General features: G+C 66.0%; 14 protein-coding genes. 4 read left to right on the top strand and 10 right to left on the bottom strand.

Features of this window, described 5'->3' with window-relative positions; genetic code table 11:
* Positions 1 to 93 precede the first annotated feature (93 nt).
* Positions 94 to 1,074: a tripartite tricarboxylate transporter substrate binding protein gene (locus IRZ12_RS10600; protein ID WP_296468146.1), complete on the bottom strand. Its 981-nt coding sequence runs from the start codon at positions 1,072 to 1,074 to the stop codon at positions 94 to 96.
* Positions 1,075 to 1,225: 151 nt separating this feature from the next.
* On the opposite strand from IRZ12_RS10600, the gene IRZ12_RS10595 reads away from it, so the two are divergent.
* Positions 1,226 to 1,618, top strand: a complete 393-nt coding sequence (locus IRZ12_RS10595) for a diacylglycerol kinase (protein WP_296468144.1) — start codon at positions 1,226 to 1,228, stop codon at positions 1,616 to 1,618.
* An 82-nt stretch (positions 1,619 to 1,700) separates the two neighbouring features.
* Positions 1,701 to 2,528 carry an orotidine-5'-phosphate decarboxylase gene (pyrF, locus tag IRZ12_RS10590; protein ID WP_296468142.1) on the top strand — a complete coding sequence of 276 codons (828 nt, stop codon included), beginning with the start codon at positions 1,701 to 1,703 and terminating at the stop codon, positions 2,526 to 2,528.
* A gap of 63 nt (positions 2,529 to 2,591) precedes the next feature.
* On the opposite strand, the gene IRZ12_RS10585 is transcribed toward pyrF, so the two are convergent.
* Positions 2,592 to 3,314: an RraA family protein gene (locus IRZ12_RS10585; RefSeq protein WP_296468140.1), complete on the bottom strand. Its 723-nt coding sequence runs from the start codon at positions 3,312 to 3,314 to the stop codon at positions 2,592 to 2,594.
* Positions 3,315 to 3,435: 121 nt separating this feature from the next.
* On the opposite strand from IRZ12_RS10585, the gene gcvA reads away from it, so the two are divergent.
* Entirely contained in the window at positions 3,436 to 4,353 is a 918-nt protein-coding gene (gene gcvA / locus IRZ12_RS10580) for a transcriptional regulator GcvA (RefSeq protein ID WP_296468138.1), read from the top strand.
* 25 nt (positions 4,354 to 4,378) lie between these two features.
* On the opposite strand, the gene IRZ12_RS10575 is transcribed toward gcvA, so the two are convergent.
* From IRZ12_RS10575 to IRZ12_RS10540, 8 genes are all read right to left on the bottom strand, one after another.
* Positions 4,379 to 4,831 carry a CinA family protein gene (locus tag IRZ12_RS10575; protein ID WP_296468151.1) on the bottom strand — a complete coding sequence of 151 codons (453 nt, stop codon included), beginning with the start codon at positions 4,829 to 4,831 and terminating at the stop codon, positions 4,379 to 4,381.
* Between the two features lie 93 nt (positions 4,832 to 4,924).
* Entirely contained in the window at positions 4,925 to 5,386 is a 462-nt protein-coding gene (locus tag IRZ12_RS10570; protein ID WP_296468149.1) for a phosphatidylglycerophosphatase A, read from the bottom strand.
* Between the two features lie 59 nt (positions 5,387 to 5,445).
* Positions 5,446 to 6,417 (bottom strand): thiamine-phosphate kinase, encoded by a 972-nt coding sequence (thiL, locus tag IRZ12_RS10565; RefSeq protein WP_296468135.1) that lies wholly within the window; start codon positions 6,415 to 6,417, stop codon positions 5,446 to 5,448.
* Between the two features lie 60 nt (positions 6,418 to 6,477).
* Positions 6,478 to 6,945: a transcription antitermination factor NusB gene (gene nusB, locus IRZ12_RS10560; RefSeq protein WP_296468133.1), complete on the bottom strand. Its 468-nt coding sequence runs from the start codon at positions 6,943 to 6,945 to the stop codon at positions 6,478 to 6,480.
* A complete protein-coding gene (ribH, locus tag IRZ12_RS10555) occupies positions 6,938 to 7,471 on the bottom strand; it encodes a 6,7-dimethyl-8-ribityllumazine synthase (protein WP_296468131.1) in 534 nt (177 codons plus the stop codon). Before ribH ends, nusB begins: the two co-directional genes overlap by 8 nt.
* The gene (gene ribBA / locus IRZ12_RS10550) at positions 7,468 to 8,658 is read right to left on the bottom strand and encodes a bifunctional 3,4-dihydroxy-2-butanone-4-phosphate synthase/GTP cyclohydrolase II (protein ID WP_296468129.1); all 1,191 of its coding nucleotides are present in this window, start codon (positions 8,656 to 8,658) and stop codon (positions 7,468 to 7,470) included. The genes ribH and ribBA overlap by 4 nt, the downstream gene beginning before the upstream one ends.
* A gap of 109 nt (positions 8,659 to 8,767) precedes the next feature.
* Positions 8,768 to 9,568, bottom strand: coding sequence for a sulfurtransferase (locus IRZ12_RS10545; protein WP_296468127.1), 801 nt, complete (start codon positions 9,566 to 9,568; stop codon positions 8,768 to 8,770).
* A gap of 37 nt (positions 9,569 to 9,605) precedes the next feature.
* On the bottom strand, positions 9,606 to 10,592 hold the full coding sequence (locus IRZ12_RS10540; protein ID WP_296468125.1) for an XdhC family protein: 987 nt from the start codon (positions 10,590 to 10,592) through the stop codon (positions 9,606 to 9,608).
* A gap of 251 nt (positions 10,593 to 10,843) precedes the next feature.
* Between IRZ12_RS10540 and IRZ12_RS10535 the strand changes: the two genes are divergently transcribed.
* Complete coding sequence (locus IRZ12_RS10535; RefSeq protein ID WP_296468123.1) at positions 10,844 to 12,271, top strand: NAD-dependent succinate-semialdehyde dehydrogenase; 1,428 nt, start codon at positions 10,844 to 10,846, stop codon at positions 12,269 to 12,271.
* Positions 12,272 to 12,345 lie beyond the last annotated feature (74 nt).

Genomic DNA, 12,345 nt, shown 5'->3' with positions numbered 1-12,345 from the left:
CTTCTAATCGGGTCCCGCAACCCTATCCCCTTCGGCCTCGGCCTGGAAACCGCGCGGCATACGCCGCGCGGTTTTTTTTATTGCCGAAACGCCTTATTCAACCTTGGCGCCGGAGGCCTTGACCACCGTCGCCCAGGTTTCGACCTCGCTCTTGATGAAGTCGCCGAACTCCTGGGGCGTCGTGCGGGCGGTGATCGCGCCCAGGTCCCTGAACTTCTGCTGCACCTCAGGCTTGGCCAGTGCCTTGAGCACCGAGGCGTTGAGCTTGGACACGATTTCTGGTGGCGTGCCCGCGGGCGCGATCAGGCCGAACCACGACGAGACGTCGAATTTCTCGAAACCGGATTCGACCATGGTGGGCAGGTCGGGGGCCGTGGCCGAACGCTCCGCGGTCGTGACCGCCAAGGCCCGCAACTTGCCGGCCTGGACGTGCGGCCACGCGGACGGCATGTTGTCGAACATCAGTTGCACCTGGTTCCCAATCAGGTCGGTGATCGCGGGCGCACTGCCCTTGTAGGGAATATGCACGATGTCCGCACCGGTCCGCAGCTTGAACAGTTCGCCCGCCATGTGGATGGACGTGCCGCTGCCGGACGAAGCGAAGGACACTTTGCCAGGATTGGCCTTCAAGTAGGCCACCAGCTCCTGCACGCTCTTGACGGGCAGGGAAGGGTTCACCACGAGGATATTGGGAACCTTGATGACGAGGGCAACGGGCGAGAAATCCTTGACGATGTCGAAGCTCAGGTTCTTGTACAGCGTCTGGTTGATCGCGCTCGTCACGGCCACCATGTAGAGCGTGTAGCCGTCCGGCTTGGCGCGAGCCACCGATTCCGCACCGATGTTGCTGCCCGCCCCGGGCTTGTTTTCGACCACGAAGCTCTGGCCGAGGTCATCGCTCAATTCCTTGGCGATGATCCGTGCAGCGACGTCGGTCGTCCCCCCCGCCGAAAAGCCGACCACGATGCGTACTGATCGCTCGGGAAACTCGGCTGCCGGGGCGGGACCGGCCAATGCCGCAGAAAGCAGCCCGGCCAGGCAGGCGGCCCGGGCCGGCGACGAAAAGTGCTTCATGACTCCGTCTCCTTATCATTCGCTTGGAAAGGCGTTATTGCGGGATCTATGTCAACATCGCCCCGCGGCGCCGACCATTGTTGCAAACCCCAAGGCTGCGCCGCCGACGCGTTTGGCGGTATCCTGCGCGCTTCCTTCCTGGCTCGCTCCCATGACTGATCGACAGCACTCCCCTTATAAGAGCGCCGGTGGCCTGCGGCGCATCCTCCGCGCCTGGCGCTATTCGATGCAAGGCCTGGGCGCCGCGTTCAGGCACGAAGCGGCCTTCCGCCAGGAAGTCGCGCTCGCGCTCGTCTTGGTGCCGGCTGCGGTCTGGTTGGGTCGCGACGCCTCGGAAACCCTCTTGCTGCTCTTTAGCATGCTGCTCGTGCTGGTGGCGGAGCTGCTGAACTCGGCGGTGGAGGCCTTGGCCGACGCCATATCGGTCGAAGCCCACCCGCTGCTTGGGCGGGCGAAAGACCTGGGCAGCGCGGCCGTCTTGCTGGCACTGCTCTTTTCGGGTGGCCTCTGGGTGTACGTCCTGGCGGGACGATGGGCAGCCTAATGCGCGCGGCCGGGCGGCGCCCCGTTTCGCGCGAAGCCGCGGTTGATCCTACAATGGCGGCTCGATTCCGTCCCGTCTCATCATGTCTTTCACCCGCAAACTCACGCAGGCCTGGGCTGCATCCGACTCCTTGCTGACCGTCGGCCTGGACCCGGACCCTTCCCGTTTCCCCGCCGAGCTGCGCGGACGCGCCGATCGCATCTTCGACTTCTGCCGCGCCATCGTCGACGTTACCGCCCCCTACGTGTGCGCCTTCAAGCCCCAGGTCGCGTACTTCGCGGCGCGCGGCGCCGAAGATCAGCTCGAGGCGCTGTGCCGTCACATCAAGGAACACCATCCGGACATCCCGCTGGTCCTGGACGCCAAGCGTGGCGACATCGGTTCCACGGCCGAGCAATACGCCATCGAGGCCTTCGAACGCTATGGCGCTGACGCCGTCACCGTCAGCCCCTACATGGGCTGGGATTCGATCGAGCCTTACTTCGCCTGGCCTGACCGGGGCGTCATCGTGCTCTGCCGCACCTCCAACCCCGGCGGCTCAGACCTTCAATTCCTCGAGACCGGTGGCGAGCCGCTTTATCTGCGCGTAGCCGGCCTGGTCGCAGACAAATGGAACCGGCACGGCCAGCTCGGCCTGGTGGTCGGCGCCACCTACCCCGCCGAGCTAGCTGCGGTGCGTGCCCGGATCGGAGGCGACATGCCGCTTTTGGTGCCCGGGATCGGTGCCCAGGGCGGTGACGTGAAGGCCACGGTGGAAGCCGGCTGCAATGCAGCCGGAACGGGCATGATGATCAACTCGTCGCGCGCCATCCTCTACGCCGGCAACGGCGACGACTGGCTCGAGGCCGCGGCACGCGCGGCCCGCGACACGCGCGACGCGATCAATCGCTATCGCGTCAAGCCGGGCTAAGCGCCGGATCGGCCGAGAGCGACCACGGCATGGCGGGGCACGCCCCCGCAAACCGATGCGGGCTTAAGTCGCAGAAGGCAGGTCGATGATCGGCACGCCGCGATCGATCGCCTCGCAGCGCGCATCTTCCGCGGCAGCCCGCTTGCGCGAAAGTTCCAGCACTTCGCGTGCGCGTTCCTTGGGAATGAAGCACACGCCGGTGTCGTCAGCAACGACGATATCGCCGGGGTTCACGCGTATTCCCTCGATCTGCACCGGGCCGTTGATTTCGATGGTCTCGATGCGCCACTTGCCCGTGATGGGCGAGACTTCGGTCGCCCACACTGGGAAGCCGACGCGACGCGAATGCGCAATGTCGCGCACGCCGCCCGACACGATGGCGCCGATCTCGCCCTGGCGCTTGGCCACCTGGGCCGAAATGCCGCCCATGTTGGAGACCCCCGGCACGCCTTCGATCACGAGCACGTCGCCGTCTTCCGCGATGTTGTGGGCTTCGATCTCGGCCATGCCGTTGCGATAGGCACGCGCATTGTCGGTCGGATGCCCCGTCAGCACGGTGTTGCGCAGGGTGAGGGCCGGCCCGACGATGGTGGCCCCGGGAATGGTGGGCTTGAGGCGCGAGCCGGGCAGCGCGCCGACGATGCCGAGGTTGTCCATGACGTCTGAGACGATGCCGGTGGCATCGCCGAGCGCCTTGAAACCGTCGATCAGATCCTTCGGCGGACGTTCGATGTCGAGGCTTTTTACGCGTTCTGGGGCGATCTTGCCCAACAGCGTCTTGGTCATGCGGTGTCTCCTGTGGAATGCGGCCCCTGGCGGCCGGGACAATGATTGAAAAATTCTCATCGCATTCCCGGGCGGCATCAATCGATTTATAGTCAATATCGTTGACTTTTACTCATCCATCATGCGCCCTCGCCTGCCCCCACTGAATCCCCTGCGCACGTTCGAGGCCGCGGCGCGCCACCAGAGCTTTACCCGCGCCGCCCGCGAACTGCACGTCACCCCCGGCGCGGTGAGCCGCCAGGTCATGGTGCTCGAGAAATTCCTCGGCGCCCGGCTATTCGAGCGGGTCAATCGCGAAGTGCGCCTGACGCCGGTGGGCCAGCGTTACCTGAACGACTTGAGCGATGTCTTCGACCGCATCGCCGCATCCACCCTGCGGGCCATGCAAGGCGTGCGCGAACGGCCGCTGCACGTCTGGTGCCCCATGACCTTCGCCATGCGCTGGCTCGTGCCGCGGCTGCCCGCCTTCCATGCCGCCCACCCGGGGCGCGACGCGATCTTCACGACGTCGCTCAAGCCCGTGGATTTCTCCGTGCACGATGCAGACGTCGCCATTCGCATGGGGCGGGGCGATTGGCCGGGCGTCATTTCACGCCACCTGGTCGGCATCGAGTTGCTGCCTGTATGCAGCCCCCGGCTGCTCAGCGGGCCGACGCCACTGAAAACGCCGCGCGACCTCGCCCGCCACACCTTGCTGCAATCGGTGGCCCGGCCGGAGTACTGGCGCATCTGGCTCGAGGCCGCCGGCGCCGGCGACGTCGACCCCGACCGGGGACTGACTTTCGAGAGCGTGAGTCTTGCGTACCAGGCGGCGCTGGAAGGCCTGGGCGTTGCGATGGGGCAGCATGCGCTGGTGGCGGAAGATCTGGCTGTGGGCAGGCTGGTCGCGCCGTTCGGGCCGCGCGTGCCGATCGACAATGCCTTTTATCTGGTTTACCCGGAGAGGCTGGAAGACGACGCCCACCTGAGCACCTTCCGCGACTGGATCCTGGCGGAAGCCCAGGCCGACGAGGCGCGCCGCGCGGCGCTCAGGCAATGACAGGCCAGCCGTGCAAGGGGGCTGGCTAAGCCCCGCGCCCGCCGGCGCCACCCACCCTCTCCAAGACGCCCCGCAACGCGATGTGCACGGATTGCATGCGAACGGAGGTGCGGTCCCCTTCCAGCAGGTGGGTAGCGGTCCTGACTTCAGGATGCGCCGGGTCGCCCCAGGCCCAGCCGAAGCACACCATGCCCACCGGCTTGCCCGGCGTAGCGCCTCCCGGCCCCGCAATGCCGGTGGTAGAAACCGCAACCTGCGCGCCCGCCGCGCGCAAGGCGCCTGCCGCCATTTCGGCCGCCGTCTCTTCACTGACTGCACCGTGCGCCGCGAGCGTCGCTTCGTGCACGCCGAGCTGCGCCATCTTGGCGGCATTGGTGTAGGTGACGAAGCCGCGGTCGAACCAGGCGCTCGATCCTGCGATGGCCGTCACCAGGCCGGCCACCAGCCCGCCCGTGCATGACTCGGCCGACGCCAGCATCAATTGTCTTGTCTGCAGGAAACGTCCGACTTCGGCGGACAGCGCGAGGGAGTCTTCGTCGAACATGGAACCTCCGGTCGTGCGGAGCGGACTTCAGCCGCCCATGAAGCGGTAGTACAGCGCAAACGCAAGCAATGTATAGAACGCCGCGATGAGATCGTCCCACATGACGCCCAGCCCGTTCTTGAGCTTGCGGTCGAAATAGCCGATCGGAGGCGGCTTGAGGATGTCGAACAAGCGAAAGAGCAGAAAACCGAAAGCCTGGGCCACGGCCGAGCCGGGAATCAGCCACAGCACTGTCCAGAACGCCACCATTTCGTCCCATACCATTCCGCCGTGGTCGGGCACGCCCAGGTCGCGCCCAGTGCGGTGGCACGCCCACACGCCCAGCACAAAAGCGGCCAACAGGAACACGGCCTGGTGCAGCGGCGCCAACACTACGGCCAAGGGCTGCCACAGCAGCCACGCAAGGAGCGTTCCCCAGGTGCCCGGCGCCGGCCGCATCAGGCCGCTCCCCAGGCCAAAGGCGACGATGCGCGATAGTCGGACGCGCATCCATGCGAAATTCGGACTGGCCGGCGCCGTGCCGGCGGAAGAGAAATCGGTCATGGCATTCAAGCGAAGTGATCGAAGCCTGCGCGGGGCAATTCCGGCAGCGGCGCGCCGCTGCCGTCCACCACGGACAGCCCGGACCCAAGCTCCACGGCCCCTATGCGCGTCACCGCCGTTCCCACTCGCGCGGCCGCCTCGGCGACCCGTTCGCGCGCGGAGGGCGGCGCGGTAAAACAAAGCTCATAAGCGTCCCCGCCCCCCAAGGCGCAACGATACCGCCACGCGGGAGGCAAGGCTGCCAAAGCCTGGGATACGGGTACGTCGTCGGCACAGAGACGGGCGCCACAGCCGCTTGCGGCCAAGACATGCCCCAAGTCCTGCAGCAACCCGTCCGAGATGTCGATGGCCGCGCTCGCGATGCCGCGCAAGGCGAGCCCGAGCGCGACCCGGGGCTGCGGCCACTCCAGCGCCTGCCGGGAAGCTGCCAGCGCGGCGGCGGGATCGGCAACCGGCACGGATTCGCCCGACAACAGGCGCAGCGCCAAATCGGCGTCGCCCAACGTGCCGGACACCCAGATGTCGTCGCCAGGCCGCGCCCCCGAACGGCGCAAGGCCTGCTCCTGGGCTACGGCGCCGAAAATGGTGATCGAGATGGTCACGCCCGCCTGGCCCCGGGTCGTATCGCCCCCCACGAGCGCACACCCGTATGCGTCGGCCAGCGCGTAAAGCCCCTGCGCGAATGCCGCCAGCCAAGCATCGTCGATGCGCGGCAGGGCCAGCCCGAGCACGAAAGCCACGGGCCGCGCGCCCATGGCGGCCAAATCAGAAAGGTTGACGGCCAAGGCCTTGTGCCCGAGTGCCCGGGGATCGACATCAGGAAAAAAATGGCGCCCCTCGATCAGCAGGTCCGTGCTGACGGCGGTGGATTCGCCCGTCGCGGGCAGCAGGGCACAATCATCGCCCACGCCCAACATGCCGTCGGGTGCGGCGCGGTGGAAATAGCGCCGGATCAGGTCGAATTCGCCGCCTGCCATCACATCTCCGGGGAAAACACGCGAAGCAGGCGTGCGGCGGAATGCATCCGCGCCTCGCGGTCAGCTGCGGCGGGCTGCCTGGACTTCCTCGGCCCGCACCACGGCCGCGAGCTTGTCCAGCACGCCATTGACGAACTTGAAGCCGTCAGTGCCACCGAACGACTTGGCCAGCTCCACCGCCTCATTGATGACGACCTTGTAGGGGATCTCAATGTGGTTGACCAGCTCATAGGCGCCGATCAGCAAAATGCCGTGCTCGACCGGCGAAAGTTCGGCAACCTGGCGATCCAGGAAAGGCGCGAAGCGCTCGCGCAGCGCATTGGCATCGCGCGCCGCCCCGTACAGCAGCGCCTTATAGTGGGCGAGGTCCGCTTCGGAGAAGCCCTCGGAATCCTGCATGTGGGCGTCGATCTCTCCCATCTCGCCTGCGTCGGCGCCCTTGAGCAGCCATTCATAGACGCCCTGCAGGGCAATCTCCCGCGCACGGCGTCGGGCGCTGCGCCCGGCTTGGCGGTGTCCTTCAGTCATCCCCGTTTTCCTCATCGTCCAGGTCTTCGTCGTCCTCGTCTTCGTCGAAGTCCTCGTCGTCTTCTTCGGGTTCGAGAGCGGCAAGCAGGTTGGCCATTTCCACCGCGGCCTGCGCGCAATCGCGGCCCTTGGTGGCGGCACGCTCCAGCGCCTGCTCCTCGGTGTCGGTGGTGAGCACGCCGTTGGCGATGGGTATGCCCGTCTCGAGCGAAACGCGCGTGATGGCGGCGGCGCTTTCATTGCTGACCACTTCAAAGTGGTAGGTTTCGCCGCGGATCACCGCGCCGAGCGCGATCAGCGCATCGAACTCGCCGGTGTGGGCCAGTTGGGCGAGCGTCACGCCCAGCTCCAGCGCGCCAGGCACGGAGACCACCATGATGTCGCGTTCATCCACGCCCAGTTTGCCCAGCTCCTCCAGGCAGGCTTGCAATTCCTGTTCGCCGATGTTCTCGTTGAAGCGAGAGCGCACGATACAGATATGCAGCCCTTCGCCGTTCAGATCGGGGGTCATGGTATAGGGATTCATGATTGGGCGCCGTCCTTGGTGGTGGGTTGTTCATGGCCGGCGTCGTAACCGGTCACGGTCAGGGAAAAACCGGTCATGCTAGGCATGCGGACCGGGCGCGCCAGCAACTTCATGTTGCCGACGTTCAGGTCTTTCAGGATTTGCGCGCCTATGCCGTAAGTGCGCAGATCCATGCGGGGTGCGGCCGGGCCGCAGGTTTCGCCGGTGCGGTCCTGCTCGATCAGTTGCTGGAACTCCGCCACGAGATCGGAGGACGCACCATCGCAATTGAGCAGGATCACCACCCCGGCCTCAGCCTGGGAAATGGCTTCCAGCGCGCTAGACACACTCCAGCTGTGCGTGCTCTTGCCGACCTCCAACACGTCCAGGAGCGAGGTGGGCTCGTGCACGCGCACCAGCGTCTCGCGGTCGGGATGGATCACCCCGTGGACCAACGCCAGGTGCGGCGCGCCACTAGGCGTATCGCGGTACATCACCGCCCGGAAAGTGCCGCAGGCCGTGCGCATCGGGCGCTCTGCCACGCGCTGGACGAGCGATTCGTGTTCACTGCGGTACTGGATGAGATCGGCAATGGTGCCGATCTTGATGTTGTGCTGCTTGGAAAACTCGATGAGGTCGGGCAGGCGTGCCATCGAACCGTCATCCTTGAGCACCTCGCAGATGACGGCGGCGGGCGTGAGCCCGGCCATCGCCGTCAGGTCGCAGCCGGCCTCGGTATGTCCGGCGCGTGCCAGCACGCCGCCGCGAGCGGCCTTGAGCGGGAAGATGTGGCCGGGCTGGACTAGGTCCGACGGCTTGGCGTCGCGCGCCACGGCCGCCTGGATGGTGCGGGCGCGGTCGGCAGCGGAGATCCCGGTCGTCACGCCTTGGGCGGCTTCGATCGATACCGTGAAATTCGTGCCGTGCTTGGTGCCGTTGGCGGCGACCATCAGCGGCAGGTTCAGCTGCCGGCAGCGTTCCTCGGTGAGCGTCAGGCAGATCAGGCCGCGCCCGTAGCGGGCCATGAAATTGATGGCTTCCGGCGTCACGAACTCCGCGGCCATGACCAGGTCACCCTCGTTCTCACGGTCTTCCTCATCGACCAGGATAACCATGCGGCCTGCCCGCAGCTCAGCCACGATTTCGGGAATCGACGAGATGGGGCTGGGGCCGGAAGCGGCGGAATCGGGAGAAGCAAATGCAGACATGACGGTCGTCCGGCGCTGGATTAAGAACCTTACCGTGGCGGCCTGCAGAACGGCCGATACGGGGAAACCAGGTATTTTACCTGGATGGGACGGAAAGCCCGCCGGCCCGTCAGCTGGAGCGTCGATCCGATGCGCCCTGCGCGTCGGCAGCCTCCGCCGGACGATCCAGCCGGGGCCTCAGCTCGGGATCCAGCGCTTCGCGTCCGTCGAAAACGAAGCAACTACCCCGGAATTTTTCGCCGCCGACCTCCTCGAAGTATTTGAGGATCCCGCCGTCGAGCTGGTAAATGCGTTCGATGCCCGCTTCGGCCATGTAGATCGCCGCCTTTTCGCAGCGAATGCCCCCTGTGCAGAAGCTCACGACGGTCTTGCCCTCCAGCTCCGCGCGATGCGCTTGCACCGCCTCGGGAAACTCCGAAAAGCGAGAAATCCGCCAATCGATGGCCCCTTCGAACGTGCCTTCGTCGACCTCGAAGGCGTTGCGCGTATCGAGCATCACGACTTCATTGCCCGCGTCGTCCCGCCCTTGCCGCAACCATCGCGCCAGCGTGCGCGCGTCGACGGCCGGCGCCCGGCCGGCTTCAGGCCGGATCGTCGGGTGATTCATGCGAATGATTTCGCGTTTGATCTTGACCAGCAGCTTGCGGAAAGGCACATGCTCGGACAGGCTTTCCTTGACCTCGATGTCGGCAAGCCTGCCGCCGAAGGCCGGCCCGTTGCGAAGCCAATCGAGCCAGGCGTCGATGCCGGCGCGCGTGCCGGCCAAGAACAGATTGATGCCTTCGGGGGCAAGCAATACCGTGCCCTTCAGGCCGCAGGCATCTGCGCGCTCCCGCACCGCCTGCCGCAAGGCGGGCAGGTCCTCGAGCGAGATAAAGCGGTAAGCGGCGATGTTGACGACGGCGGGCACGGCAATCCAGTGAGTAGAAACGGCAAAGCCCGCTAGTTTACGCCGTCGCGGCGGCGGCCGGCTCCGCGAACTCCAGCTTGCGATAGCCATAGCGCTCGGCCGTCATGTGGGCCAAGATCGCGACGGCGATCTCCGGCGGCGTGCGGGCGCCGATGCGCAACCCCACCGGACCGTGCAGCCGGGCCAGGTCTTCAGGCGTAAGGTCGAAATCCAGCAGCCGTTCGCGGCGCTTCTTCTGGTTAGCGCGCGAACCGATGGCACCGACGTAAAAGGCCTCGGACTTCAGGGCTTCGAGCAGGGCGAGGTCGTCGAGCTTGGGATCATGCGTGAGTGCGACAATGGCGGTATGCCGGTCCGGGCGCATTTCGACCACGGTGTCGTCGGGCATGGTGGTCACCAGTTTCGCGCCCGGCACTTCCCATCCCTGGGTGTACTCCTCGCGCGGATCGCAGACGATGACCTCGTAGTTGAGCGCGAGCGCCATCTGCGCCAAATATTGGGACAACTGGCCCGCCCCGATGATCAACAGGCGCCAGCTCGGCCCGTGCGTGGCGACCAGCTCTTTGTCGGTCAGCTCCAGCGTATCGGCGCGATCGCCCGCCGGCTCCAGCGTGGCTGCGCCGGTGGCAAGATCGAGCCGGCGCAACACACGGTTCCCCGCGCCCAGCTCCTCCAGCAACTGGTCCAGGCCGCTGTGCTCGCCGACCGGCTCGAGAACCAGCTCCAACGTGCCGCCGCAGGGCAAGCCGAAGCGGTTGGCCTCCTCCGCCGACACCCCATAGCGCACGACGTGCGGCGCCGGCCCGGGCCATGCGCCGGCGCGTGCCTTGTCCGAGAGATCGTCTTCGATACAGCCGCCCGACACCGACCCCGCGATGACGCCGTCATCGCGCACGGCGACCATCGCGCCAATGGGCCGGGGGGCGGAACCCCAGGTGCGGGTCACCGTGCCCAACACCGCCTTGTGACCCTCGCGCCGCCATTGGGCCAGGCGCCGCAGGACATCCAGATCGACGTTGTCCATTGCTCGTTGCCACTCCACTTCGTTCGCAGAACGCCATGATAGTGCAACGGGGGAGCCGTGGGCCGTTTCGCCGGCCGCCTGGAAAGCCCTGCCGGGCCGACCGGACAAGAAGGCTAGAGGCCGCCCCCAATGCCCCGGCGCCCCGCAGCGTGCTAGTCTTTTGCGTTACACCTTCGGCAAGGAAAGATTTTTCGCAGTTTGTTATCCCTTTTCCGGCGCCTGCCCAGGCTGCCGCTCTCAGGAGGAGATGTATGTACCAAGACCTCGCCCTCTACATTGACGGTGAATTCATCAAAGGCGGCGGTCGTCGCGAACAGGACGTCATCAACCCGGCTACCCAGGAAGTCCTTGGCAAGCTGCCGCACGCCACGCCCGAAGACCTCGACCGTGCCCTGGCGGCAGCGCAGCGTGCCTTCGAAAGCTGGAAGAAGACCTCGCCCATGGAGCGCTCCCGCATCCTGCGCAAGGTCGGCGAGCTCGCGCGCGAGCGGGCGCAGGAAATCGGCCGCAACATCACCCTCGACCAAGGCAAGCCTCTGGCCGAAGCTGTCGCCGAAGTCATGACCTGCTCCGAGCACGCCGACTGGCACGCCGAAGAATGCCGCCGCATCTACGGCCGCGTCATTCCCCCGCGCAATCCCGCGGTGCGCCAATTCGTCGTGCGCGAACCGGTGGGCGTGTGCGCGGCCTTCACGCCGTGGAACTTCCCGTTCAACCAAGCCATTCGCAAGGCCGCGGCCGCCATCGGCGCGGGCTGCACCATCATCCTGAAAGGGCCCGAAGACACCCCGAGCGCCGTGGTCGCGCTGGCCCAGCTATTCCATGACGCAGGCCTGCCCCCCGGTGTATTCAACATCGTATGGGGCGTGCCGAGCGAAATCTCGACCCATCTCATCCAGTCGCCCATCGTCCGGAAGATCTCCTTCACCGGCTCCGTGCCCGTCGGCAAACAGCTGGCCGCGATGGCCGGGGCGCACATGAAACGCGTCACGATGGAACTGGGCGGACACTCGCCCGTGTTGGTATTCGACGATGCCGACATCGAACCGGCCGCCGAAATGCTGGCCCGCCTCAAGGTCCGCAACGCTGGCCAGGTGTGCATCTCGCCGACGCGCTTCTACGTCCAAGAGAAGGCCTACGACAAATTCCTGGCCCGCTTCACCGACGCCATTTCGTCGATCAAGATCGGAGACGGCTTGGTCCAAGGCACCGAGATGGGGCCCCTCGCCCACGAGCGTCGCCTGATGGCCATGCAGATGTTCCTAGACGACGCCAACCAACGCGGTGCCCGCGTCGTGACGGGCGGCTCCCGCATCGGCGAAAAAGGCTACTTCTTCGCGCCGGCCGTCGTCACCGACATCCCGGACGACTCCAAGCTGATGACCGAAGAGCCCTTCGGCCCCGTGGCGCCCGTCACCCGGTTCAAGACCATCGAAGAGGTACTCAAGCGCGCCAACAGCCTGCCGTACGGCCTCGCCTCCTACGTGTTCACCAATTCGCTGAAGACGGCGACCGCAGTCTCCAATGGCCTGGAGGCCGGCATGGTCAACATCAACCACTTCGGCGTCGCGCTTCCCGAAACCCCGTTCGGCGGCGTGAAAGACTCCGGCATAGGCAGCGAAGGCGGGATCGAGTCCTTCGACGGCTACCTGACCACCAAGTTCATCACGCAGATCTGACGGCAGCTACGCCGATTCGCGGGGCCGGAAGCGGCCCCCCGCAAAATTGTCTTATAAAAAAATCCCACCCCACC

The sequence above is a fragment of the Pigmentiphaga sp. genome, from assembly GCF_019689535.1.
Lineage (GTDB): Bacteria > Pseudomonadota > Gammaproteobacteria > Burkholderiales > Burkholderiaceae_B > Pigmentiphaga.
Note: the sequence above shows the minus strand (reverse complement) of the source record. Positions and strands in the feature narration are given on the sequence as shown.

Excerpts from the sequence above, each read along its gene's own strand:
- thiL (WP_296468135.1), bottom strand. The coding sequence starts at position 6,417 with ATGGCAGGCGGCGAATTCGACCTGATCCGGCGCTATTTCCACCGCGCC.
- IRZ12_RS10575 (WP_296468151.1), bottom strand. The coding sequence starts at position 4,831 with ATGCTGGCGTCGGCCGAGTCATGCACGGGCGGGCTGGTGGCCGGCCTG.
- IRZ12_RS10570 (WP_296468149.1), bottom strand. The coding sequence starts at position 5,386 with ATGCGCGTCCGACTATCGCGCATCGTCGCCTTTGGCCTGGGGAGCGGC.
- IRZ12_RS10600 (WP_296468146.1), bottom strand. The coding sequence starts at position 1,074 with ATGAAGCACTTTTCGTCGCCGGCCCGGGCCGCCTGCCTGGCCGGGCTG.
- ribH (WP_296468131.1), bottom strand. The coding sequence starts at position 7,471 with ATGAATCCCTATACCATGACCCCCGATCTGAACGGCGAAGGGCTGCAT.
- IRZ12_RS10595 (WP_296468144.1), top strand. The coding sequence starts at position 1,226 with ATGACTGATCGACAGCACTCCCCTTATAAGAGCGCCGGTGGCCTGCGG.
- IRZ12_RS10585 (WP_296468140.1), bottom strand. The coding sequence starts at position 3,314 with ATGACCAAGACGCTGTTGGGCAAGATCGCCCCAGAACGCGTAAAAAGC.
- ribBA (WP_296468129.1), bottom strand. The coding sequence starts at position 8,658 with ATGTCTGCATTTGCTTCTCCCGATTCCGCCGCTTCCGGCCCCAGCCCC.
- IRZ12_RS10535 (WP_296468123.1), top strand. The coding sequence starts at position 10,844 with ATGTACCAAGACCTCGCCCTCTACATTGACGGTGAATTCATCAAAGGC.
- nusB (WP_296468133.1), bottom strand. The coding sequence starts at position 6,945 with ATGACTGAAGGACACCGCCAAGCCGGGCGCAGCGCCCGACGCCGTGCG.
- pyrF (WP_296468142.1), top strand. The coding sequence starts at position 1,701 with ATGTCTTTCACCCGCAAACTCACGCAGGCCTGGGCTGCATCCGACTCC.
- IRZ12_RS10540 (WP_296468125.1), bottom strand. The coding sequence starts at position 10,592 with ATGGACAACGTCGATCTGGATGTCCTGCGGCGCCTGGCCCAATGGCGG.
- gcvA (WP_296468138.1), top strand. The coding sequence starts at position 3,436 with ATGCGCCCTCGCCTGCCCCCACTGAATCCCCTGCGCACGTTCGAGGCC.